18 protein-coding genes and 1 riboswitch are annotated in these 20,961 nt (G+C 73.0%); of the genes, 3 read left to right on the top strand and 15 right to left on the bottom strand.

Translation table 11 applies throughout. From position 1 onward, the window contains the following. Positions 1–28: 28 nt before the first annotated feature. Positions 29–1,411, bottom strand: a complete 1,383-nt coding sequence (locus tag ACWCWD_RS20030; protein ID WP_450774121.1) for a peptidase C39 family protein — start codon at positions 1,409–1,411, stop codon at positions 29–31. 309 nt (positions 1,412–1,720) lie between these two features. On the opposite strand from ACWCWD_RS20030, the gene ACWCWD_RS20025 reads away from it, so the two are divergent. Continuing rightward, positions 1,721–2,350 carry a uridine kinase family protein gene (locus ACWCWD_RS20025; RefSeq protein WP_450774120.1) on the top strand — a complete coding sequence of 210 codons (630 nt, stop codon included), beginning with the start codon at positions 1,721–1,723 and terminating at the stop codon, positions 2,348–2,350. Positions 2,351–2,698: 348 nt separating this feature from the next. Next, a complete protein-coding gene (locus ACWCWD_RS20020; RefSeq protein WP_450774119.1) occupies positions 2,699–4,606 on the top strand; it encodes an AAA family ATPase in 1,908 nt (635 codons plus the stop codon). An 84-nt stretch (positions 4,607–4,690) separates the two neighbouring features. Here ACWCWD_RS20020 and ACWCWD_RS20015 read toward each other — a convergent pair whose 3' ends face one another. From ACWCWD_RS20015 to ACWCWD_RS19965, 11 genes are all read right to left on the bottom strand, one after another. Continuing rightward, positions 4,691–5,803, bottom strand: a complete 1,113-nt coding sequence (locus ACWCWD_RS20015; RefSeq protein ID WP_450774118.1) for a hemolysin family protein — start codon at positions 5,801–5,803, stop codon at positions 4,691–4,693. Then, the gene (locus tag ACWCWD_RS20010) at positions 5,800–7,209 is read right to left on the bottom strand and encodes a hemolysin family protein (RefSeq protein ID WP_450774117.1); all 1,410 of its coding nucleotides are present in this window, start codon (positions 7,207–7,209) and stop codon (positions 5,800–5,802) included. Before ACWCWD_RS20010 ends, ACWCWD_RS20015 begins: the two co-directional genes overlap by 4 nt. Positions 7,210–7,501: 292 nt before the next feature. Beyond that, positions 7,502–7,963 (bottom strand): PH domain-containing protein, encoded by a 462-nt coding sequence (locus ACWCWD_RS20005; protein WP_450774116.1) that lies wholly within the window; start codon positions 7,961–7,963, stop codon positions 7,502–7,504. Between the two features lie 49 nt (positions 7,964–8,012). Then, on the bottom strand, positions 8,013–8,861 hold the full coding sequence (gene hisG / locus ACWCWD_RS20000; RefSeq protein ID WP_450774115.1) for an ATP phosphoribosyltransferase: 849 nt from the start codon (positions 8,859–8,861) through the stop codon (positions 8,013–8,015). 97 nt (positions 8,862–8,958) lie between these two features. After that, a complete protein-coding gene (locus ACWCWD_RS19995) occupies positions 8,959–9,231 on the bottom strand; it encodes a phosphoribosyl-ATP diphosphatase (protein ID WP_266702246.1) in 273 nt (90 codons plus the stop codon). 34 nt (positions 9,232–9,265) lie between these two features. Further along, on the bottom strand, positions 9,266–9,751 hold the full coding sequence (ribH, locus tag ACWCWD_RS19990) for a 6,7-dimethyl-8-ribityllumazine synthase (RefSeq protein WP_450774114.1): 486 nt from the start codon (positions 9,749–9,751) through the stop codon (positions 9,266–9,268). A gap of 76 nt (positions 9,752–9,827) precedes the next feature. Beyond that, positions 9,828–11,114: a bifunctional 3,4-dihydroxy-2-butanone-4-phosphate synthase/GTP cyclohydrolase II gene (locus ACWCWD_RS19985; protein WP_450774113.1), complete on the bottom strand. Its 1,287-nt coding sequence runs from the start codon at positions 11,112–11,114 to the stop codon at positions 9,828–9,830. Continuing rightward, complete coding sequence (gene pnuC / locus ACWCWD_RS19980) at positions 11,111–11,755, bottom strand: nicotinamide riboside transporter PnuC (protein WP_450774112.1); 645 nt, start codon at positions 11,753–11,755, stop codon at positions 11,111–11,113. Before pnuC ends, ACWCWD_RS19985 begins: the two co-directional genes overlap by 4 nt. After that, positions 11,752–12,429, bottom strand: coding sequence for a riboflavin synthase (locus tag ACWCWD_RS19975; RefSeq protein ID WP_450774111.1), 678 nt, complete (start codon positions 12,427–12,429; stop codon positions 11,752–11,754). Before ACWCWD_RS19975 ends, pnuC begins: the two co-directional genes overlap by 4 nt. Then, positions 12,429–13,547, bottom strand: a complete 1,119-nt coding sequence (gene ribD, locus ACWCWD_RS19970) for a bifunctional diaminohydroxyphosphoribosylaminopyrimidine deaminase/5-amino-6-(5-phosphoribosylamino)uracil reductase RibD (RefSeq protein ID WP_450774110.1) — start codon at positions 13,545–13,547, stop codon at positions 12,429–12,431. The genes ACWCWD_RS19975 and ribD overlap by 1 nt, the downstream gene beginning before the upstream one ends. A gap of 163 nt (positions 13,548–13,710) precedes the next feature. Further along, positions 13,711–13,841, bottom strand: a riboswitch (FMN riboswitch). A gap of 135 nt (positions 13,842–13,976) precedes the next feature. Then, entirely contained in the window at positions 13,977–15,233 is a 1,257-nt protein-coding gene (locus ACWCWD_RS19965; protein WP_450774109.1) for an ROK family transcriptional regulator, read from the bottom strand. 138 nt (positions 15,234–15,371) lie between these two features. On the opposite strand from ACWCWD_RS19965, the gene ACWCWD_RS19960 reads away from it, so the two are divergent. Further along, positions 15,372–16,607, top strand: a complete 1,236-nt coding sequence (locus ACWCWD_RS19960) for an MFS transporter (protein ID WP_450774108.1) — start codon at positions 15,372–15,374, stop codon at positions 16,605–16,607. Positions 16,608–16,686: 79 nt separating this feature from the next. Here ACWCWD_RS19960 and ACWCWD_RS19955 read toward each other — a convergent pair whose 3' ends face one another. The 3 genes from ACWCWD_RS19955 to ACWCWD_RS19945 all read right to left on the bottom strand — a co-directional run bounded on the left by ACWCWD_RS19955 (position 16,687) and on the right by ACWCWD_RS19945 (position 20,778). Next, positions 16,687–17,829: a DNA glycosylase AlkZ-like family protein gene (locus tag ACWCWD_RS19955; RefSeq protein WP_450774107.1), complete on the bottom strand. Its 1,143-nt coding sequence runs from the start codon at positions 17,827–17,829 to the stop codon at positions 16,687–16,689. A 178-nt stretch (positions 17,830–18,007) separates the two neighbouring features. Beyond that, positions 18,008–19,378 carry a uracil-xanthine permease family protein gene (locus ACWCWD_RS19950; RefSeq protein WP_450774106.1) on the bottom strand — a complete coding sequence of 457 codons (1,371 nt, stop codon included), beginning with the start codon at positions 19,376–19,378 and terminating at the stop codon, positions 18,008–18,010. 242 nt (positions 19,379–19,620) lie between these two features. Next, entirely contained in the window at positions 19,621–20,778 is a 1,158-nt protein-coding gene (locus ACWCWD_RS19945) for a glycoside hydrolase family 6 protein (protein WP_450774189.1), read from the bottom strand. Between the last annotated feature and the right edge of the window lie 183 nt (positions 20,779–20,961).

Here is a 20,961-nt window from a genome sequence, read left to right as displayed (position 1 = left end):
GTGGAGGCGGCCGTGGCACCTCACATGCTCAGGCCAGTCCGAGTGACTCCAGGACGCGGCGCTGACCCGGTGCCGGGGCGGTCGGCCAGTAGAGGTAGCAGACCCCGCCCGTGCCGCTGCGCACGTTGCCGTTCGCGTCGTACCGCTTCGTCCGGAGCCAGATCTGCTCCCACTCGGCCCGTGCGTAGATCCGGCGCACCGCGTCGTCGTCCTTCGAGGCGGGGTCGTTGGCGATGACATCGCCGTCCTCGGTGAAGCCGATCACCGTCATCAGATGGCCCGACGTGCCGTAACCGGCGCCCGTCAGCTCCTCCTTGAGGAAGGACTGCGAGGTGATGACGGGGATGCCGGCCCGGACGAGGGTCTCCACGTCGGCGAGCGAGCCGAGGCGGGTGACGGCGGAGGACATGTCCGGGTAGGTGGCGGCGTAGGCGGCGTTGAAGGGCCAGTTGCCGCAGCCGTCGTACTGGTAGTCGAACGTGTAGCGCGCCGCGTGGCAGATCTGGGGGTCGGGGAGGCCCGGCTTGACCCAGGCGAGCTGTTCGGCGGTGGGCTTGCGGCCCCAGTACTCGATGATCATCTGCGAGGAGGTGGGGCTGCACCAGGCCTCGCCGCCGTTGTCGTACTCGGGGTACTGCCCCGCGTGGAGGTTCTGCGAGTAGCGCGGCACGGCGAGTTCGTGGCCGCGGCCGGTGCCGGGGGTGCTCGCCGGGACGGTGAAGCGGTCCGGGACGTCCGAGGCCATCGCGCCGACGCGCCAGACCGTCGGGGTGAGGCGGGTGCCGGGCCTGCGGTGGAGGGTGAGGCGGAGCCGGTAGTGCGTCAGGCGCAGGCCGCTCGCGGCGTCGTCGACGGAGAAGGTGTCGGTCCAGATGGAGCTCTTCCCGTCCGTCTGGTCGTCCACCGAGGTGCGGCGGATGTCCTCGTCCCCGGCCGCCCAGCGGCCCATCACGTACCAGGGGGTGTCCGTGCCGTCCGAGTAGCGGCCGAGCAGTTCGATCTGGATCCAGGTGCCGGCGGGGGTGTCGGCGTTCCAGGAGGCGATCACCTCGGTGGCCGGTACGGCGCTGCGGTGCGACGGGGAGGTCCAGGTGGCGTACTCCCACGCGGCGGTCGTCCCGGTGTGCGGGTCGGTGTGGTCGGTGGTCCCGGTGGGGGTGCCGATCACCAGGCCGGGCCTGCGGCCGGCGACGGCGCGGGTTCCGGCGGCGGAGCCGGAGCGCCAGTCCGTGTACGTCGTCCAGAAGTGGTTGTCCACGGCGGTGTCCGGGGCCTTGGAGCGGAAGGGAGCGGGGCGGGAGGCGGAGCGCGCGGCGGCGGACGCGGGTCCGGCGGAGGCGGCCACCGTGGAGGCGGCGGCGACGGCCGCGAGGGCGGCGAGAACGTTCCTGCGGTTGTGCGGTCCGGTCATGGGGGGGGGACTCCCGAGTCGTTGGCGGACGAGGGTGTACAGCGCGGTGCGGGGCGCGCGTGCGGGCGATGCGGCGCATGTGTACGGCGTGCGTGTTCGACGTCGATCAGTGCGCCAACTATCGCGGGTCCCGGCCCCGGCGGGCCAGTGATTCACCCCGCGCGGACGGAGCAACATTGGACTGGTCCACTGGCATGCCACCGGCGCCGCCCGATGGCCGGCACCGCCCCGGGACGAGCCGCCGCCACCGCCGTGACCTGCGACGGACCGGGGAGGCCGGAGCCCGGCCCCGGACCGTACCCTGGAGCCATGAACGACCTGGCCGGACACGCCCGCGGCCTCCTGGCCCTCCCCGCGTCCCTGGGCCCGGTGCGGCTCGTGGCGGTCGACGGGCACGCGGGCTCGGGAAAGAGCACCCTGGCCACCCGGCTCGCCGCCGCCCTGGGAGGCGCTCCCCTGCTCCGGCTGGACGATCTGGCCACTCACGAGGAGCTGTTCGCCTGGACCGGCCGGCTGCACGAGCAGGTGCTGCTGCCGCTGTCGCGCGGGGAGCGGGCGCGCTACGCCCCGTACGACTGGACCGCCCGCCGCTTCGGACCCGAGCGGACGCTGGACCCCGCGCCGGTGGTGCTGATCGAGGGGGTGGGGGCCGGACGCCGGTTCCTGCGGCCCCGGTTGGCGGCGCTGTGGTGGATGGAGCTGGACCGCGAGGCCTCCTGGGAGCGGGGCCGGCGGCGGGACGGACCGGCGCTCGACGAGTTCTGGGACGGCTGGACGGTCGCGGAGGAGGAACATTTCGCCGCGGACCCTTCACGACCGTACGCGGATTCGCTGGTACGCCAGTTGTCCGACGGTTACGAGTGGCTGACGGTGCCTCGGGCGACTGCGACCGGGGGCCGGATTGCTACGGAGGGTGAAGGCGGCTGGTCATCCGGTTGAGCGCCCGGAAATCGCCAGGCGCATGTTCCAACTCGGCTTGACCGGCGGGGCTTACAGGTCTTACGTTCTCAATGTGCGGCTTTTCGGAGCCCATCCAGGACGCGAAGCCCCCGATTGTTCCCCCGTGATCGGGGGCTTCGTTCTGCCCGCAGGCCCCCCTCATCCGCACCACACGGGCCCTCTCCTTCACCGTCCGTCACGAGAGACGCCGTTCCGGTGGTTTTTCCGGGCTCGGTACGATACTCGGCGGCTCGGTCAATTCCCGCCCGCGAAACGGTGATTCGGAACGCTTCCGTGGGCATGCTGTGCGGGCGGGACATCCTGGGGCACAGTCGTGTGGGGGACCTGATGGACATCGGCACGCAGGGCGCGCACGCCCCTGCCGAACTGGCCTGGCTGCGGGGCGTGGACGCCTACACGGTGGGCGCCTACCCGCATGCCGAGGAGGAATTCCGGACGGCGGTGGGACTCGATCCCGGCATGGCGGACGCCTGGCTGGGCCTCCACGCGCTGCGGATCGACACCACCACCGCCCTGTTGAGCATGTACCGGCACCGCGACCGCTTCGGCGAGCAGCGCACCCGGCACAAACGCACGCTCAACTCCTGGTACTGGCTCGGCTGGTGGGTGCAGCCGGTGCTGGAGTCGCCGCGCGATCTGCTGCTGGCACACGCCTCGCACTGGCTGGACGGCCGCCATGTGCCCGAGCTGGACCGGGCGTTGGCCGGGCTCCCGCCGGTCGACACCGACGCACAGGTGCGCTTCCTGCACGCGTGCCGGGCCTATCTCGCCAAGGACTGGGAACAGTTGGTCCGTTACACCGAACGGCTGGTCGACGACCCGTTGCTCGGGATCGAGGCACGGCTCTTCGGCGGGATGGCCCGGGTCCGGCTGGAGATGTACGGGCAGGCCGAGCCGCTGCTCTCCGCGGCGCTGATGCGCTGTCGCAGCGAGCAGCCGCAGCGCAAGGAGCTCCGGTACTGGCTGGCGCGGGCGCACGAGGGGACGGGGCGCAGCGCCGCCGCGCTCCCCCTCTACCGGGCGGTGCACCGGGTCGATCCCTCGTTCATGGACACCTCGGCCCGGCTCGCGGCCATCACCGATCACGACGGGTTCGACGAGCCGGCCGGCCTCGCGCCGGCCGCCCTGAGCGGTTACGGCGCGGACGAGTTGGGCTCCGATTCCCAGCCGGACGGCGACGCGCTGCTCGGTACGGACCTGGTGGACGGCCGTGAGCCGTGGCTGGGCGGCGATCCGCTCGGCCCCGTCGCCCCGGTGGTCACGACCGCCCCGGAGGGTGCGCGCGCCAAACGGTCCGGGTCCGGCCGTGCGGGGCGTCCGGTGCTGCCGGCCGGGCCGAGCGACCCCGCGCTGCTGGCCGACGCGCTCGCCGAGCTGGAGCGGATGGTCGGGCTCGATCCGGTCAAGCGGCAGGTCAAGGCGCTCTCGGCGCAGCTGAACATGGCGCGGCTCCGGGCCGAGCAGGGTCTGCCGGTCCAGCCGCCCAAGCGGCACTTCGTCTTCTCCGGCCCCTCGGGCACGGGGAAGACGACGGTCGCCCGCATCCTGGGCCGGGTCTTCTACGCCCTGGGCCTCCTCGGCGGCGATCACCTGGTGGAGGCCCAACGGTCCGATCTGGTGGGCGAGTTCCTCGGCCAGACGGCGGTCAAGGCCAATGAGCTGATCGACTCGGCGCTGGGCGGGGTGCTCTTCGTCGACGAGGCGTACAGCCTGGCCAACTCCGGTTACAGCAAGGGCGACGCGTACGGCGACGAGGCGCTCCAGGTCCTGCTGAAGCGGGCCGAGGACAACCGGGACCATCTGGTGGTCATCCTCGCCGGCTACCCGGAGGGCATGGACCGGCTGCTGGCCACCAACCCGGGGCTCTCCTCGCGGTTCACCAGCCGGGTCGACTTCCCGAGCTACCGCCCGCTCGAACTCACCGCGATCGGCGGGGTGCTGGCCGCCGCCAACGGCGACCTCTGGGACGAGGAGGCCCTGGACGAGCTGCGCAGCATCAGCGGCCATGTGGTCGAGCAGGGCTGGATCGACGAGCTGGGCAACGGCCGCTTCCTGCGCACCCTGTACGAGAAGAGCTGCGCCTACCGCGACCTGCGGCTCTCGGGGTACGCCACGGCGCCGGGCCGCGCCGACCTGGCGACGCTGCGGCTTCCGGACCTGATGCAGGCGTACGGCGAGGTGCTCTCCGGCCGTGGCCCGGTGGGCCGGGGACAGACGGAGGCGCCCGGCGCGTAGGCCCGGCACGTGACGGGGGCCCGCCCGGCACTCGCCGAACGGGCCCCCGATACGTGACGGTGGTGAAGAAGGCGCGACCGCCCGTCAGCCGATGTCGGCCATGGCCTTCGGCTCGTCGTGCGCCCGGTGCTCCGGGACGACGTCGACCGTCCGGCGCGGTACGGAGACGCGGTGGGCGGGGTCGCGGACCTCGCCGACCAGCATTTCCAGTACGTCCTCCAGGGCGACGAGTCCGAGGACCTTGCCCTGCGCGTCGGCGACCTGCGCCAGGTGGGTCGCGGCCCGGCGCATCACGGTCAGGGCGTCGTCCAGCGGGAGCTCGGCCCGTACGGTCGCCATCGGGCGCCAGACGTGCTGGGGCACGGCGCGCTCGCCGTCCTCCAGGTCGAGGACGTCCTTGACGTGCAGGTACCCCATGAACGGGCCGCCGCGCTCGGCGCGGACCGGGAAGCGCGAGAACCCGGTCCGTACGGTGAGCTCCTCGACCCGGCGCGGGGTGACGGACGGGTCGACCGTCACCAGCGAACCGTTCTCCAGGAGGACGTCCGTGACGGGCCTGCTGCCGAGTTCCAGGGCGTCCTCCAGCCGTTCCTGCGCTTCGGGCTCCAGGAGCCCGGCCTGGCCGGAGTCCTCCACCAGCCGGTTCAGCTGCTCGCTGGTGAAGACGGCTTCGACCTCGTCCTTGGGCTCGACCCGGAAGAGCTTCAGCACGAGCCGGGCGCAGGCGCCGAGCGCCGCGGTGACCGGGCGGCAGAGCCGGGCGAAGCCCACCAGGGCGGGGCTGAGCCAGAGGGCCGTCCTCTCCGGGGCGGCCATCGCCAGGTTCTTCGGGACCATCTCTCCGACGACGAGGTGGAGGACGACCACGAAGACGAGGGCGAGGACGTACCCGAGCGGGTGGACGAACCCCTCGGGCACGTGTGCCGCGTGGAAGACGGGTTCCAGGAGGTGGGCGACGGTCGGTTCGGCGACGGCGCCCAGGGTGAGCGAGCAGACGGTGATGCCGAACTGTGCGGCGGCCATCATCTGCGGGAGGTTCTCCAGGCCGTACAGCACCTTGCGGGCGCGGGCCGATCCGCTCGCGGCGAGCGGTTCGACCTGGCTGCGGCGGACCGAGACGAGCGCGAACTCGGCGCCGACGAAGAAGCCGTTCGCGAGGACGAGGAGTCCGGCGAAGAGCAGTTGGACCAGGCTCATCGGGTGGCCTCCTGCAAGGTCCGGCCCATGGTCCGGCCGGGGGCCGCGGGAAGGGCGCCGTCGGGAAGGTCCGTGCCGTCCGGCTGCCCGGACACGTCCGCGGTGCGGACGAAGCGGACCTGCTCGGCCCGGTAGTGGCCCACCTGGCGGACGGAGATCCGCCAGCCGGGCAGTTCGGTACGGTCGCCGGGGGCGGGGATCCGTCCGAGGAGGTCGGCGACGAGACCGGCGACGGTCTCGTACGGTCCGTCGGGTACGTCGAGGCCTATCCGGCGGAGGCTGAGGACTCGGCAGCTGCCGTCGGCGTCCCAGGCGGGGCGGCCGTCCTCGCCGGTGACGGAGACCAGCTCGGGCCGGTCGGCGCCCTCGGCGTCGTGCTCGTCGCGGACTTCGCCGACGAGCTCCTCGATGATGTCCTCCAGCGTGACGACACCGGCGGTGCCGCCGTACTCGTCGACGACGACGGCTATCGGCTGCTCGTTGCGGAGCCGCTGGAGCAGTTGTTCGACGGGCAGGGACTCGGGGACCAGCAGCGGCGGGACGGCGATCCGGCCGGCCGGGGTGCGCAGCCGCTCGGCGGCCGGGACCGCGAGGGCGTCCTTGAGGTGGACCATGCCGACGACCTCGTCGATGCGTTCCCGGTAGACGGGGAAGCGGGAGAGGCCGGTGGCGCGGGTCAGGTTGAGCACGTCGGCCGCGGTGGCGGTCGACTGGAGGGCGCTGACCCGGACCCGGGGGGTCATGACGTGCTGGGCGGTGAGACCGCCGAGCGACAGGGTCCGTACGAAGAGGTCGGCGGTGTCCTGTTCCAGGGTGCCGGCCTCCGCGGAGTGCCGGGCCAGCGAGACCAGCTCGCCCGGGGTGCGGGCGGAGGCCAGTTCGTCGGTGGGCTCGACGCCCAGCAGCCGGACCAGCCGGTTGGCGAGCGTGTTCAGCGCCGTGATCACCGGGCGGAGCGCGGTGGCGAAGCGGTGCTGGGGGCCGGCGACGAACCGGGCGACCTGGAGGGGCTTGGAGACGGCCCAGTTCTTGGGCACCAGCTCGCCGATGACCATCTGCACCGCGGAGGCGAGCAGCATGCCGGTCACCACGCTGATGGTGGGTACGGCTCCGGCGGGCAGTCCGGTGGCGGTGAGCGGTCCGTTGATGAGCTGGGCGAGCGCGGGTTCGGCGAGCATGCCGACGACCAGCGAGGTGATGGTGATGCCGAGCTGGGTGCCGGAGAGCTGGAAGGAGAGTTCGCGCAGCGCGTCGACGACCGTGCGCGCGCGCCGGTCGCCTTCCGCGGCCGCGCGTTCCGCCTCGGGCTTCTCGACGGTGACGAGACCGAACTCGGCCGCCACGAAGAAGCCGTTGGCCAGGATGAGAAGGAATGCCGCGATGAGCAGCAGCAGGGGGGTGGTCATGCCGCCGCCTCCGGGGAAGGGGCGGCGCAGGTACTACCGGACGATCCGTCCATTGCTGGAAGGAGTCACTCCTCGGGTCGCAGGAAAAGCCCCGCCGGTCTGCGGACCGTCTGGGCGGGGCGGGGCGCCACTCGGCGCCGCCGAACCCCAGAGTAGTCAAGAATCGGTGTGTCCGGGCAGGGGCTCACGGCCATCGGCCGGGCGCCCCCGCGCCCGCCCGTGCACGCGGGCCTGAATTCCCGTCGGCCCGGGGGCGGGCTCAGGCTTGATTCCCGTCGGCCCGGGGGCGGGCTCAGGCTTGGACGCCGCTGCCGTGGGCCGCGACGAGCCGGCGCAGCTCTCCGGCGTCCCGTACGGCCTGCTGCTTGGAGAGGCCGGGCTGGATGCCGAGGGCGGGCAGGCTGGTGCCGTCGCTGAGGCCGAGGTAGAGCCAGGGGTCGCCGGCCCTCAGGTTGACCTGGAGGATCTGCGCCCAGGCGAGCCGCCGGGTCCGGGTGAGGTTGACGACGGTCACCCCGTCCTCGTCGGCGACGATCTTGGGCCGGGCGAGCAGCACCAGCACCCCGGCGACGAGGACAGCGAAGGCGATGAAGGTCACCCGGTCCCCCGGACCGAGGCTCTCCAGCATCAGCGCCACGACGGTCAGGACGACGAGGAACGCCAGCGCGATGGTGAGCAGGACCAGCCGGGTGAGTCCCGGCCGGAACGTCACCGGGAGGGCCGGCTGTCCGGTCCGGGGGGTGGGGGCGGACATCAGGTTCTGTCCTCTGCTCGGTGTGCTGGGTACGAGGGACGGGCTCCGGTCAGAGCCGGCAGGCGTGGATCGCCGTGGTGAGGATGGCGCGGGCGCCGAGCTCGTACAGGTCGTCCATGATCCGCTGCGCTTCGCGGGAGGCGACCATGGAGCGGACGGCGACCCAGCCCTCGTGGTGCAGCGGGGAGACGGTCGGCGACTCCAGGCCCGGGGTGAGGGCGACCGCGCGCTCCAGGTGCTCGACGCGGCAGTCGTAGTCCATCATCACGTACGTCCGGGCGACGAGGACGCCCTGGAGGCGGCGGAGGAACTGCTGGACCTTGGGCTCGTCGGTGCCTGCTCCGGTACGGCGGATGACGACGGCCTCGGACTTCATGATCGGCTCGCCGATCACTTCGAGTCCGGCGTTGCGCATGCTGGTGCCGGTCTCGACCACGTCGGCGATGACCTGGGCCACGCCGAGCTCGATGGCGGTCTCGACCGCGCCGTCGAGGTGGACGACGGAGGCCTTGACGCCGTTGTCCGCGAGGTGCTGGGCGACGATGCCCTCGTAGGAGGTGGCGATCGTCATGCCGTCGAAGTCCTGCGGGCCCTCGGCGGTGCCGGGCTTGGTGGCGTACCGGAAGGTCGAGCGGGCGAAGCCGAGCTGGAGGATCTCCTCGGCGTCGGCTCCGGAGTCGAGCAGCAGGTCGCGGCCGGTGATGCCGATGTCGAGGCGGCCGGAGCTCACGTAGATCGCGATGTCCCGGGGCCGCAGGTAGAAGAACTCGACCTCGTTGACGGGGTCGACGAGGACGAGCTCCTTCGACTCCTTGCGCTGCTGGTAGCCGGCCTCATGGAGCATCGCCATCGCAGGCCCGGAGAGTGAACCCTTGTTGGGGACGGCGATGCGCAGCATGAGCTCGGGTTTCCTTTGTACGAAGGAGTGTGCGGACGGTTCTGCGGACGTGCGGGAGTTCCGGCGGTGCGGGGCGTGCGGTGGAGAGAGGCGTTGCTCAGAGGTGGGCGTAGACGTCGTCGAGGGAGATCCCGCGCGCGACCATCATCACCTGGACGTGGTAGAGCAGCTGCGAGATCTCCTCGGCGGCCGCTTCCTTGCCCTCGTACTCGGCGGCCATCCAGACCTCGGCGGCCTCCTCGACGACCTTCTTGCCGATGGCATGGACCCCCTTGCCCACCAGTTCGGCGGTGCGCGAGGTGGAGGGGTCGCCGTCCGCGGCCTTGAGCGTCAGCTCGGCGAAGAGTTCTTCGAAGGTTTTGTTGGCCATGATGGTCCCTAGAATACGGGGTCCCCGCCCGCCCTCAGCGCCAGGGTTCGCTGACGGTGCGCAGCGTGGTGGCGGTGGCGACGGCGGCGGTGACCGCTTCGTGGCCCTTGTCCTCGGACGAGCCTTCCAGACCGGCCCGGTCCAGCGCCTGCTCCTCGGTGTCGCAGGTGAGGACGCCGAATCCGACGGGGACGCCGGTGTCGACGGTGACCTGGGTGAGGCCGACGGTGACGCCCTGGGAGACGTACTCGAAGTGCGGGGTGCCGCCGCGGATGATCACGCCGAGGGCGACGACCGCGTCGTAGCCGCGGCCGGCGAGGACCTTGGCGACGACCGGCAGTTCGAAGCTGCCCGGGACGCGCAGCAGGGTGGGTTCCTGGATGCCGAGTTCGCCCAGCGCGCGCAGGGCGCCGTCGACGAGGCCGTCCATGACCTTCTCGTGCCACTGGGCGGCGACGACCGCCACGCGGAGGTCCTCGCAGTTGCTCACGGACAGTTCGGGTGCGCCCTTGCCGCTCATGTTCTTCTCCTACCGTTCTTCGGGTTCTGTGGGTCTGTCTGCGGGACTACTGGCTGAGGGCCTACTGGCTGAGGGACTACTGGTTGCCGCAGGTGGAGGCGGGCACGCCGTCGAGCCACGGCAGGTCGTGCCCCATCCGGTCCCGCTTGGTGCGCAGGTAGCGCAGGTTGTGCTCGCCGGCCTGCACGGGCATGGACTCGCGGCCGTTGACGACGAGGCCGTGGCGGACCACGGCGGCCGTCTTGTCGGGGTTGTTGGTCATCAGCCGGAGGCTGCGCACCCCGAGGTCCTGGAGGATCTGGGCGCCGGCCGCGTAGTCGCGGGCGTCGGCGGGCAGGCCGAGTTCCAGGTTGGCGTCGAGGGTGTCGGAGCCGCGCTCCTGGAGTTCGTAGGCGCGCAGCTTCTGGAGCAGGCCGATGCCCCGGCCCTCGTGGCCCCGGAGGTAGACGACGACGCCCCGGCCCTCGCCGGTGATCCGCTCCATGGAGGCCCGCAGCTGGGGTCCGCAGTCGCAGCGCTGGGACTGGAAGATGTCGCCGGTCAGGCATTCGGAGTGGATGCGGACGAGGACGTCCTCGCCGTCGCCGATGTCGCCGTGGACCAGGGCGACGTGTTCGACGCCGTCGGTCACCGAGCGGTAGCCGTAGCCGGTGAAGTCGCCGAAGGCGGTCGGCAGCCGTACCTCGGCCTCGCGCCGGACGGTGGGTTCGGCGCTGCGGCGGTAGGCGATCAGGTCCTCGATGGAGATGATCGTGAGGCCGTGCTTGCGGGCGAACGGCACGAGTTCGGGGAGCCGCAGCATGACGCCGTCCTCGCCCGCGATCTCGACGATCGCGCCGACCGGACGCAGTCCGGCGAGCCGGGCGAGGTCGACGGCGGCCTCGGTGTGGCCGTTGCGGACGAGCACGCCGCCGTCGCGGGCGCGCAGCGGGAAGACGTGGCCGGGCCGGACGAAGTCGCCGGGTCCGGCCGTGCCGCCCGCGAGCATCCGCAGGGTGGTGGCGCGGTCGGCGGCGGAGATGCCGGTGGTGACGCCGTACTCGGCGGAGGCGTCCACCGAGACGGTGAAGGCGGTCTTCATCGACTCGGTGTTGTGCTGGACCATCTGCGGGAGTTCGAGCCGGTCGAGCTCGTCGGCCTCCATGGGGGCGCAGATCAGGCCGCGGCACTCGCTCATCATGAACGCGATGACTTCGGGCGTGGCCTTCTCGGCGGCGATGACGAGGTCGCCCTCGTTCTCGCGGTCCTCGTCGTCGACGACCACCACCGGGCGGCCGGCGGCGATGTCACGGATCGCCTGTTCGACGGGGTCGAGGGCGAGTTCGCGGTCGTGGTGCGAAGGGGTGGCGGGCTGGGCTGTCATGCCGTGGCTCCTTCCAGACCGGCGGTGCGCGTACGCAGCCACCAGTCGCGCATGCCCCACAGGACCAGGGCGCCGTAGATGACGTAGACGAATCCGGAGAAGGCGAAGCCGTTGGCGAAGTTCAGCGGGACGCCGACCAGGTCGACCAGCAGCCAGGCGAACCAGAACTCGACCATGCCGCGCGCCTGGGCGTACATCGCGACGATGGTGCCGACGAAGACGTACGCGTCCGGCCACGGGTCCCAGGACAGCTCGGGGAAGGCGGTGAACAGGCCGCCGACGGCGAGGGTGCCGACGACCGCGCCCGCGAGCAGCACGCCGCGTTCGCGCCAGGTGGCGAACCGTACGGCTATGGAGCCGTCCTGCGCCTGCTTCTTGCCGCGGGTCCAGGAGTACCAGCCGAGCAGCGAGACGACGATGACCACGATCTGCTTGCCCGCGCTGCCGGAGAGGTGGGCGGAGGCGAACGCGAAGAGCAGGATCGCGCCGGACAGGAGCTGGGCGGGCCAGGTCAGCACGGACCGCTTCCAGCCGAGGGCCAGGGCTATCAGACCGATCGTGTTGCCGATCATGTCCGACCACTTGATGTGCTGGTCGAGGACGGTGAACGCCTCGGAGTTGAGCCAGTCGGCGGCGTTCACTTCGCGGTCTCCTCGTCGGTGTCGCTCCGGTCGCCGGAGTCGGTGTCGGTCAGCTTGCGGAGGTCGGTGTCGCCCTGATCGGTGGAACGGTCGCCGAGCAGGCGCTCGACGTACTTCGCGATGACGTCCACCTCCAGGTTGACCGGGTCGCCGGGCTGCTTGAGGCCGAGCGTGGTCAGCGCGAGGGTGGTGGGGATGAGGCTGATGGTGAAGTAGTCGGGCCCGGCGTCGACGACGGTGAGGCTCACGCCGTCGACGGTGATCGAGCCCTTCTCGACCACGTACCGGGTCAGTTCGGCGGGCAGCGAGACCTTGACGATCTCCCAGTTCTCCGAGGGGGTACGGGCGAGGATGCGGCCGGTGCCGTCCACGTGCCCCTGCACGATGTGGCCGCCGAGCCGGCCGCCGAGCGCCATGGGGCGCTCCAGGTTGACGCGGGAGCCGGCGGTGAGCGCGCCGAGGCTGGAGCGCTTCAGCGTCTCGGCCATGACGTCGGCGGTGAACTCGTGCTCGCCTGTCTCGACGACCGTCAGGCAGACACCGTTGACGGCGATCGAATCGCCGTGCTTGGCGCCCTCGGTGACGACGGGGCCGCGCAGCCGGAAGCGGGAGGCGTCGTCGAGTTCCTCGACGGCGGTGACCTCACCCAGTTCTTCGACAATTCCGGTGAACACTAGTTTCCCTTCCGAGCGGTTGAGTCCGCGGCGACGGTGGCGGGGACGGCGGTGATACGGAGATCGGGGCCGATGCGTACGGTCTCGGTCACATCGAGCCGCAACGCCCGGGCGATGGTGGTGATTCCGGCGTCGGCGAGGGCGGCGGGGCCCGCGCCGAGGAGGACGGGGGCGAGGTAGCCGACGACCCGGTCGACGGCCCCGGCGGCGACGAAGGCGCCCGCCAGGGTGGGGCCGCCTTCGAGGAGTACGGAGCGGACGGACCGCTCGTGGAGCGCGGCGAGGAGGGCGGTGACGTCCAGTCCGGTGCCGCCGGCGGCGCGCGGCAGCCGGAGCACGTTCTCCTCGGGCAGGTGGCGGGCGTCGGCGTCCTCGGCGACCGCGACCAGGGTCGGTGCGGTGGCGTCGAGGACCCGGGCGCCGGGCCGTACGGCGGTGGCGGTGGTGTCCACGACGACGCGCAGCGGCTGGGTGGCGCCCTCGATGCCCCGGGCGCCGAGCTGCGGGTCGTCGGTGCGGGCCGTGCCGGAACCGACGATCACGGCGTCGGCCTCGGCGCGCAGCCGGTGCACGTCGGCACGGGACTCCGGCGAGGTGATCCAGCGGCTGGTGCCGTCGGCGGCCGCGATCCGGCCGTCGAGGGTGGCGGCGTACTTCCAGAGGACGTACGGGCGTCCGAGGCGGACCGAGGTGAGCCAGGCGGTGTTGCCGGCCTCGGCCTCGGCGGCGAGGAGTCCCCGCTCGACTTCGATCCCGGCGGCGCGCAGGGTGTCGGCGCCTCCGGTGGCCTGAGGGTTCGGGTCGCCCACGGCGTGGACGACGCGGGCGACGCCTGCCTCGATCAGCGCCTGCGCGCAGGGGCCGGTGCGTCCGGTGTGGTTGCAGGGTTCGAGGGTGACGTACGCGGTGCCGCCGCGGGCCCGCTCCCCCGCCTCGCGCAGGGCGTGGATCTCGGCGTGCGGTCCGCCCGCGCGCTGGTGGAAGCCTTCACCGGCCGGCGCTCCGGCGGCGTCGGTGATCACACAACCGACGACCGGATTCGGGCTGGTGGAGCCGAGGCCGCGAGCGGCAAGCTCGATCGCTCGGCGCATGGCGGTGATGTCGGCTGCGGTTGCCACCGGGTCCTCCTGCCTCTTCGGGCACGGACTCCGGGGCCTGTCGATGACGACAGATGAAGCGGTACGCAACGGGGATGGCGCCTGGACCGCGAAAGCCGAACGCGTTGCCCGGAATGCTCCGGAACCCGCGTCCGCCCACGGCGGCGTACCCGATGACGGACCGCCGCGCACTGCCTCCCATCCGGACTTTCACCGTCGGTCCAGGAATCTCACCTGGTCAACCGGCCGCTGGATGCGGACGGGTCGCGGACTATAACCGCCGGTTCGGAATTACACCGACCCCGGAGTGCGCTGCTGCTGGTACCCCCACAGTCTGCCACGACTTGCGTTCGGCCAGCAGGGGGGTAGCTGTGCGGTGGCTCACAGTGAACGTTCCGTGAGGGGCGCGGCCAACCCGTACGAGGGAGTGGTGCCGCCCGAGGGCGCGGGTCAGGCGCCCGCCGGGGCGAAGAGCGCGTCCTGGGCCGCTTCCCGGGCGGTGAAGAGCGCGCCGCGCAGGATCGCCGTGCCGCCCAGTTCGCCCGCCCGGACCTCGGTGCGCAGGGGTGACAGCTGGGCCAGCCGCTGCTCGACGAGGGCCGCGAGTCCGGCACCCCCGGCGTGGCCCACCTCTCCGGCGAGCACCAGGCAGCCGGGGTCGAGGACCGAGACGACGGAGGCGGCACCGAGGGCGATCCGGTGGGCGAGGGCGCCGAGGAACGCCTCGCCGCCCGCCGCCCCGGCGAGCGCGTCGCGGACGTACGCGGCGGCGGCGTACCCCTGCTCGGGGCCGGACGCCGCGCACCGGGGTTCCGCGCCTTCCTCTTCTTCCGTGCCTTCCGCTCCTTCCGCGTCCGGGCGGGTCCGCGGGGGCTCCATGCCGTGGGAGGCGGCGAGGTCGCAGATGGCCTCCGAGCCCACGAGCGAGTGGAACCCGCCTTCGCAGGTGGCGGCCGAGAGGGTGCCGACCGCGCCGGGGACGGGCATGAAGCCGATCTCCCCCGCACCGCCGGAGGCCCCCCGGCGCAGGGTGCCGTCGAGCATGAGCGCGGCGCCGATGGCGTGGCCGAGCCAGAAGAGGGCGAAGGTCGGCCGGTCGCGGGCGGCTCCGACGCGGTGTTCGGCGACGGCGGCGAGGTTGGTCTCGTTCTCCACGAGGACCTTGGCGGGCAGCCGCTGCTGGAGGGAGGTCACCAGCTCGCGGTGCCAGGCGGGCAGTCCGATGGTGACCCGGAGTTCGCCGGTGGCGGGGTCGATCAGCCCGGGGGCCCCGATGCCGACGCTGTGCAGCGGGGCGTCGCCCGCCGCGCGGGCGGTGCGTTCCAGCAGGGCGACGGCCCGCTCGACGGCGGGCCCGGTACCGGTGTCGCTGCCGATGGGCACGCTGGCCTCGGCGAGGGTCCGGCCGAGGAGGTCGGCGACGATCACGGAGACGCTGCCGGTGCGGATGTCGAGCGCGGCGAGATGGGCGCGGTCCGCGACGATCCCGTACAACCGGGCGTTCGGGCCCCGGCGTTCGGCGCCGGCTTCGCCGACGACCTCGATGAGACCGGCTTCCTGCAGCCGTTCGACCAGGTCGGCGACGGTCGGACGGGAGAGCCCGGTCGACGACTTGAGCTGGGTGGCCGTCAAGGGGCCGTCCTGCTGGAGGAGACGCAGGGCGAGCCGGTCGTTGATGGCCCGGGCGGTGCTCGGTGAGGCGGGCATGCCGGAATCCTTCCAGATCACCTCCGCGCACCTGGACGCGGGCTTTTTATCAGGCAAGGTTCCTGATAGTTTACGGCTCGATCCTGGCAGAGGAGCACCAGTCGCTCTGCGGGCGCCAATCGGGGAGGGAACCTCGCGATGTCATCGGACTCGACCACCACAGCCTTCGGCACCGCGCAGGTGAAACGCGCCAGGTACGCGATCGCCGCGGTGTTCACCGTGCACGGCGCGGTCACCGGCAGCTTCGCCACCCGGGTCCCCTGGATCCAGGACCACGCCGGAGCCAGCGCGGGACAGCTGGGCCTCGCCCTGGCTTTCCCGGCGATCGGCGCCTCGCTGGCGATGCCGCTGGCCGGCCGGATCAGCCACCGGTTCGGCGCCCGGAACGCCCTGCGCGGACTGCTCGCCCTGTGGACGCTGGCGCTGATCCTGCCCGCGCTCGCCCCCAACCTGGTGACGCTCTGCGCGGCCCTCTTCGTCTACGGCGCCTCGGCCGGCATGTCCGACGTGGCCATGAACGCGCTGGGCGTGGAGGTGGAGAACCGCCTGAACCGGTCGATCATGTCCGGCCTGCACGGCATGTGGAGCGCCGGCGCGCTGATCGGCTCGGCGGCGGGCACGGTGGCGGCCCACATCGGCGCCGACGCGCGTCTCCACCACACCCTGGCCGCGCTCACCCTGACCGTGCTGGGCCTCCTGGCCTGCCAGGGGGTGCTCGACCTGCGCAGCGAGGCGGACGAGGAGCCGCCGCCGCGCTTCACCCTGCCGCCCAAGTCGGCGCTGGTGATCGGCGCGATCGGTTTCTGCGCCGTCTTCGCCGAGGGCGCCAGCATGGACTGGTCGGCCGTCTACCTGCGGGACGTCATCGACACCTCCGCGGGTCTCGCCGCGGCGTCCACCACCGCGTTCGCACTGACGATGACGGTGGCGCGGCTCGCCGGCGACAAACTCGTGGACCGGTTCGGGGCGGTCCGTTCGGTCCGGGCCGGCGGAGCGCTCGCCACGGTGGGCGGGGCCCTGGTGGTCTTCTCCCCCGGCGGTGCGGTGGGCGTCCTGTGCGGCTTCGGACTGATCGGCCTCGGGGTGGCGGTCGTCGTCCCGCTGGCCTTCGCGGCGGCCGGGCGCAGCGGCCCGAACCCGAGCCAGGCCATCGCGGGCGTCGCCACCATCACCTACACCTCCGGGCTGGTGGCACCGTCCGCGATCGGTTCGCTGGCGGAGGCGACCTCACTGGTCGTCTCGTTCGGCCTGGTGACGGTGCTCGCCTTCGGCCTGGTGCTCGGGGCCGGGGTCCTGCGGGGCGCGGACCGCAAGGTCGCCGACGGGGCGCCCGCACCGGCCGTCGTGGTGGCGAAGAGCCCGTCCGAGGGCTGAACCGCGGGGAGCTGGACCGCGAGCTGAACCGCGGGCTGAACCGCGGGGAGCTGAGCCGCCGGCTGAACCGCGGGGTACGTCAGACGAGGTGCAGGCGGGCCTCGTCGACGCCCCGCGCGGCGGCCACCACCGCGGCCTCCTCCTCCAGGGCCCGGCGGACCGGGGCGGTGAGCGGGGCGAACGGCGTGACGGTGATCCCGACCGCGCGTCCGGCCGCCCTCGCCCGCCAGGTACCGGCGGGTTCGGCACCGACGAGGAGCACGCCCGCCCCACCGATCGCCCGCCAGATCTCCTTGCGACGGGCCGCGTCGGGGACGAGGAGCTCCCGGTCGCGGCCCTGGAGGAACGGGTCGCCCGGCGGCAGCAGCCGTACCGTCCGCCCCACGTCCGGCACGGCCGGTCCGGCGTCCGGGCCGGGGAGCCAGGCAGTGCGCTCCCCGCTCCCCACGCCGGTCACCTCGACCTCCACCAGACCTTCGGGCCAGACGGCCCGGACGACCGGGGTGCGTACACCGAGGTACTTCGCGACCTCGGCGGGGCCCGCCGGACCGTGCAGGTGCAGATAGGCGCGGACCAGGGCGTCGGTACCGTGCGCGGCCTCCGGGAGCGCGAACCCGGGCTCCAGCGGCGAGAGCGTCGTGCCGCCCCCGGAGGTGACGCGTACCGCGCCGAAGATGCCGGCCTGCTGGAAGAGGAGCCCGGAGATGTGCCGGGCCCCGCAGGTGGCGCAGTCGAAGGTGAGCGAGGGGTCCACCAGCGCGCTCACCTCCGCGCTGACCACCCCTTTGGGCATCGGCCCGGTCACCACGGACCGGAAGGCCTCGGCCGTGGTCCGGAAGGCGCGCAGCCCGAGCTTCGCGCCCTCCTTGATGACCGTCGTACGGATACGGGCCTCGGCGTCGGCGTCGTCCACCGGCCAGAGCGCCTCGGCCAGCGCGGGGAGCGCGTCCGGCCGGTGCAGGTGCGGGGCGCCCCGGAACGTCCAGACCCGCTCCAGCCCCTCGGGCGGGACCCCGCGCGCGGCAAGCGCGAGCCGCGCCGAACCGGCCGGGGTGTCCTGCACCCCGAGCACCCCGAGCGCACCGAGCGCACCGGGATCCGTCGCGTCGGAGGACCGGTCGAGGCCGTGGGCCGCGAAGCGGCGGGCGAGGACCTGCGCCCGGTCCGTCCTGAGGGCGGGCGCGGGCCGCCCGGTGGCCGAGGATCCGCTCGTCTCCGTCATGGCCCCGCCGTCCTGTCCGGTCCCGGTGAACATCGGCACAACGGTCAACGCTAAGGCCTCGGGACCGGATCGGGGCTGGATCAGGGCTGGATCAGGGCGGGGTGTCCGTCGGCGCACGACGTTCGCCCCGCGGGGTCCGGCCCCGCGCCCGTACCACCGACGGATGTCGGCCAGGGGCTCAGCCCCGGTCGTACCCCGGGTTCTCGGACTCGCTGATGGGCGGTTCGCCGATCATGTGGGCCGGTGCCAGGACCCGCAGGGCGTGGTAGCCGAGGACCACGACCAGGGTCCCCAGCGCGATGCCGCTCAGCTCGAAGTTGTCGGTGAAGGTGAGGCTGACGCCGCCGATCCCGATGATGACGCCCGCCGCCACCGGCACGAGGTGCAGCGGGTTGGTGAGGTCGACGCCGGAGCGGACCCAGATCTGGGCGCCCAGCAGGCCGATCATGCCGTAGAGGATGACGGTGATGCCGCCGAGGACCCCGCCGGGGATCGCCGCGACGAAGGCGCCGAACTTGGGGCAGAGCCCGAAGAGGATCGCGAACCCGGCCGCGCACCAGTAGGCGGCGGTGGAGTAGACGCGGGTGGCGGCCATCACCCCGATGTTCTCCGCGTACGTGGTGGTGGCGGGACCGCCCACGGAGGTCGCGACCATGGTGGCCGCACCGTCCGCCATGATCGCCGTGCCGAGCTGGTCGTCCAGCGGGTCGCCGGTCATCTCACCGACGGCCTTGACGTGTCCCGCGTTCTCCGCGATGAGGGCGATGACCACGGGCAGGGCGACGAGGATCGCCGATCCGGAGAAGCTCGGGGCGTGGAAGTCCGGCAGGCCGATCCAGCTCGCGTGGCCGACCCCGGACAGGTCGAGACGCCAGTGGTCGACGGCCTCGGTACCGCCCGCCGGGGAGTGGATGCGGCCGAAGATCCGGTCGAGCACCCAGGAGAGGAGGTAGCCGAAGGCCAGCCCGAGGAAGATCGCGATGCGGGACCAGAAGCCGCGCAGGACGACCAGGGCGAACCCGGTGAAGGCCATGGTGGCCAGCGCGGACCACTGGTCCTGCGGCCAGTAGGTGCCGGCCGTCACCGGGGCGAGGTTGAAGCCGATGAGCATGACGACCGCGCCGGTGACCACCGGCGGCAGCACCATGTGGATGATCCGCGCGCCGAGAGCGCGCACCACCGCCCCGCAGAGGAAGAGCACGGCTCCGACGACCAGCAGTGCGCCGGTGAGGGTCGAGGCGTCGCCGCCCTGCGTCGCGATCACGGCGGCCACGCCGACGAACGAGAGGCTGCTCCCCAGATAGCTGGGGATGCGGCCCCGTGTGACGAGCAGGAACAGGATGGTGGCGACACCGGACGCCATGACGGCGAGATTGGCGTCCAGGCCCATCAGGACCGGCGCGACGAAGCACGCGCCGATCATGGAGACCACGTGCTGGGCTCCGAGCCCGACGGTCCGGCCCCAGGTCAGCCGCTCGTCGGGTTTGACGACCTCTCCCGGCAGCAGATGCTTCCCGTCACCGTGCAGCTTCCAGCCGAAGCCCGCCATGATCACCCCTCAGCTCGTGTCACACCCCCGGAAGGCACCGGCGCGGGCAGTGCCGCACACCCTTCGCCCGCCGGCGTTCCCGGTCGGGGCAGCACGAACGCACCCCGCGGAACCATGACCGGAAAAGATCCTTTGTAGCCCAATTCCGGCCTAGTGGCCAAAACGTTCATCCTCGCGTACGGGTGATCGACCTGCGGGAACTCATGTCCGACAGGGCGCCGGAGGAGCCGCGCCGGACGGCTTCAGCCCGTCGCGAGGGCGTACGCGTACTCCGGGCTGAACTCCCCCGCCTGTGCCGAGCAGCCGTCGGACTCCCCCGGCGACTTCACCCACAGGTACGCGTCGATCCGGGCCGCGCCCGTACGGGTCGTCGGGGCGCTGCCCAGTGCCCGCCCGGGCGGGTCGCACCAGGCGTCGTCCGCCGGGGCGCCGTTGCCGTTGCGGCTGGTGTCGATGACGGCGCCCATGCCCGGCGGGCCGCCGAGGGCGTCCAGCACCCGTCGCGCGTAGGCGGCCTCGTCGGCGGTGCGGCGGAAGTTCGAGACGTTGGTGAAGATCCCGTCGCCGTACGCGGCGGCCCCCGCCGCCCGGAGCAGCGCCGCCTGCCGCGCCGCGCCGTTCCAGGCGGAGTGGCCGCCGTCGAAGTAGACCCTGGCCCGCGGGTTCGCGGCGTGCAGGGCCCGGGCCGCCCGCGCCAGCGAGGCGAAGCGGGCGGTGCGGGCGTCGGCGGTGAGGCAGTCGGAGTCCGCCACGGCGTCCGGTTCCAGGACGACGATCACCGGTCCGCCGCCGAGCCCGGCCGCGAACCCCCGCATCCAGGTGTCGTACGCACCGAGGTCCGGCGCCCCGCCGCCGGAGGCCCCGCCGCAGTCGCGGTCGGCGATGGCGTACGGCACCAGGACGGGGGTGCGGCCCGCCGCCGAGGCGGCCCGGGTCACGGCCGCCACCCGGCCGGTGATCGTGGCGGGGTCGTACGAGGTGAACCAGACGGCGGCCGGCCTGCTCCCGATCCTGGACTCCACGACCGGGCGGAGCGGGTCGTCCCGGTGGCCGGATATCCACTCCAGGAGCTGGGAGTCGGGGTAGCGGTAGAGCTCCGGCAGCCGGGCCGCGCCGGCGGTCGCGACCACCGGCGCCGGGGTCCCCGACGGCGACGGCGACCGGGGGGCCGCCGACGCGGACGGGCCCGCCGCGCCGGGCACCGGCCCGCGCGGCGTCGGGGACGACGACGGCGACGGCGAGGGTGCCGGGGCGGAGGTGGGGCCGCCGGGGAGGGGCGCGGGGACGCGGAGTACGGACGGGCCGGGGCGGGCCGTGGCGCGGTCGTCACCGCCCGCCCCGGTGGTCAGCACGGAGGCGGTCACCGCGGCGGCCACGACGAGGGCGGAGGCGGCGCTCATGAGCGCGTGGCCGTGGGCGGCACGGCGCCCCGTACGCGCGGCGCCCCTGCCGCGCCCGGCGAACCTCCCTGCGGGCTCCGGGACTTCGCGGACACGGTCCGGCACTCCACACCATCCTTCCGGGGCACCGGGGTTCGTCCGATCCGATGAACTCCGGCCCGGTCGGCGCCGCGTCGAGAGTAC

It is taken from the genome of Streptomyces sp. NPDC001493, assembly GCF_053597235.1.
This window is presented reverse-complemented; position numbering and strand designations above follow the sequence as displayed.

Bases quoted from the DNA above. Each gene is read 5' to 3' on its own strand.
- ACWCWD_RS20030 (WP_450774121.1), bottom strand. From the start codon at position 1,411: ATGACCGGACCGCACAACCGCAGGAACGTTCTCGCCGCCCTCGCGGCC.
- ACWCWD_RS20025 (WP_450774120.1), top strand. From the start codon at position 1,721: ATGAACGACCTGGCCGGACACGCCCGCGGCCTCCTGGCCCTCCCCGCG.
- ACWCWD_RS20020 (WP_450774119.1), top strand. From the start codon at position 2,699: ATGGACATCGGCACGCAGGGCGCGCACGCCCCTGCCGAACTGGCCTGG.
- ACWCWD_RS20015 (WP_450774118.1), bottom strand. From the start codon at position 5,803: ATGAGCCTGGTCCAACTGCTCTTCGCCGGACTCCTCGTCCTCGCGAAC.
- ACWCWD_RS20010 (WP_450774117.1), bottom strand. From the start codon at position 7,209: ATGACCACCCCCCTGCTGCTGCTCATCGCGGCATTCCTTCTCATCCTG.
- ACWCWD_RS20005 (WP_450774116.1), bottom strand. From the start codon at position 7,963: ATGTCCGCCCCCACCCCCCGGACCGGACAGCCGGCCCTCCCGGTGACG.
- hisG (WP_450774115.1), bottom strand. From the start codon at position 8,861: ATGCTGCGCATCGCCGTCCCCAACAAGGGTTCACTCTCCGGGCCTGCG.
- ACWCWD_RS19995 (WP_266702246.1), bottom strand. From the start codon at position 9,231: ATGGCCAACAAAACCTTCGAAGAACTCTTCGCCGAGCTGACGCTCAAG.
- ribH (WP_450774114.1), bottom strand. From the start codon at position 9,751: ATGAGCGGCAAGGGCGCACCCGAACTGTCCGTGAGCAACTGCGAGGAC.
- ACWCWD_RS19985 (WP_450774113.1), bottom strand. From the start codon at position 11,114: ATGACAGCCCAGCCCGCCACCCCTTCGCACCACGACCGCGAACTCGCC.
- ACWCWD_RS19965 (WP_450774109.1), bottom strand. From the start codon at position 15,233: ATGCCCGCCTCACCGAGCACCGCCCGGGCCATCAACGACCGGCTCGCC.
- ACWCWD_RS19960 (WP_450774108.1), top strand. From the start codon at position 15,372: ATGTCATCGGACTCGACCACCACAGCCTTCGGCACCGCGCAGGTGAAA.
- ACWCWD_RS19955 (WP_450774107.1), bottom strand. From the start codon at position 17,829: ATGACGGAGACGAGCGGATCCTCGGCCACCGGGCGGCCCGCGCCCGCC.
- ACWCWD_RS19950 (WP_450774106.1), bottom strand. From the start codon at position 19,378: ATGGCGGGCTTCGGCTGGAAGCTGCACGGTGACGGGAAGCATCTGCTG.
- ACWCWD_RS19945 (WP_450774189.1), bottom strand. From the start codon at position 20,778: ATGAGCGCCGCCTCCGCCCTCGTCGTGGCCGCCGCGGTGACCGCCTCC.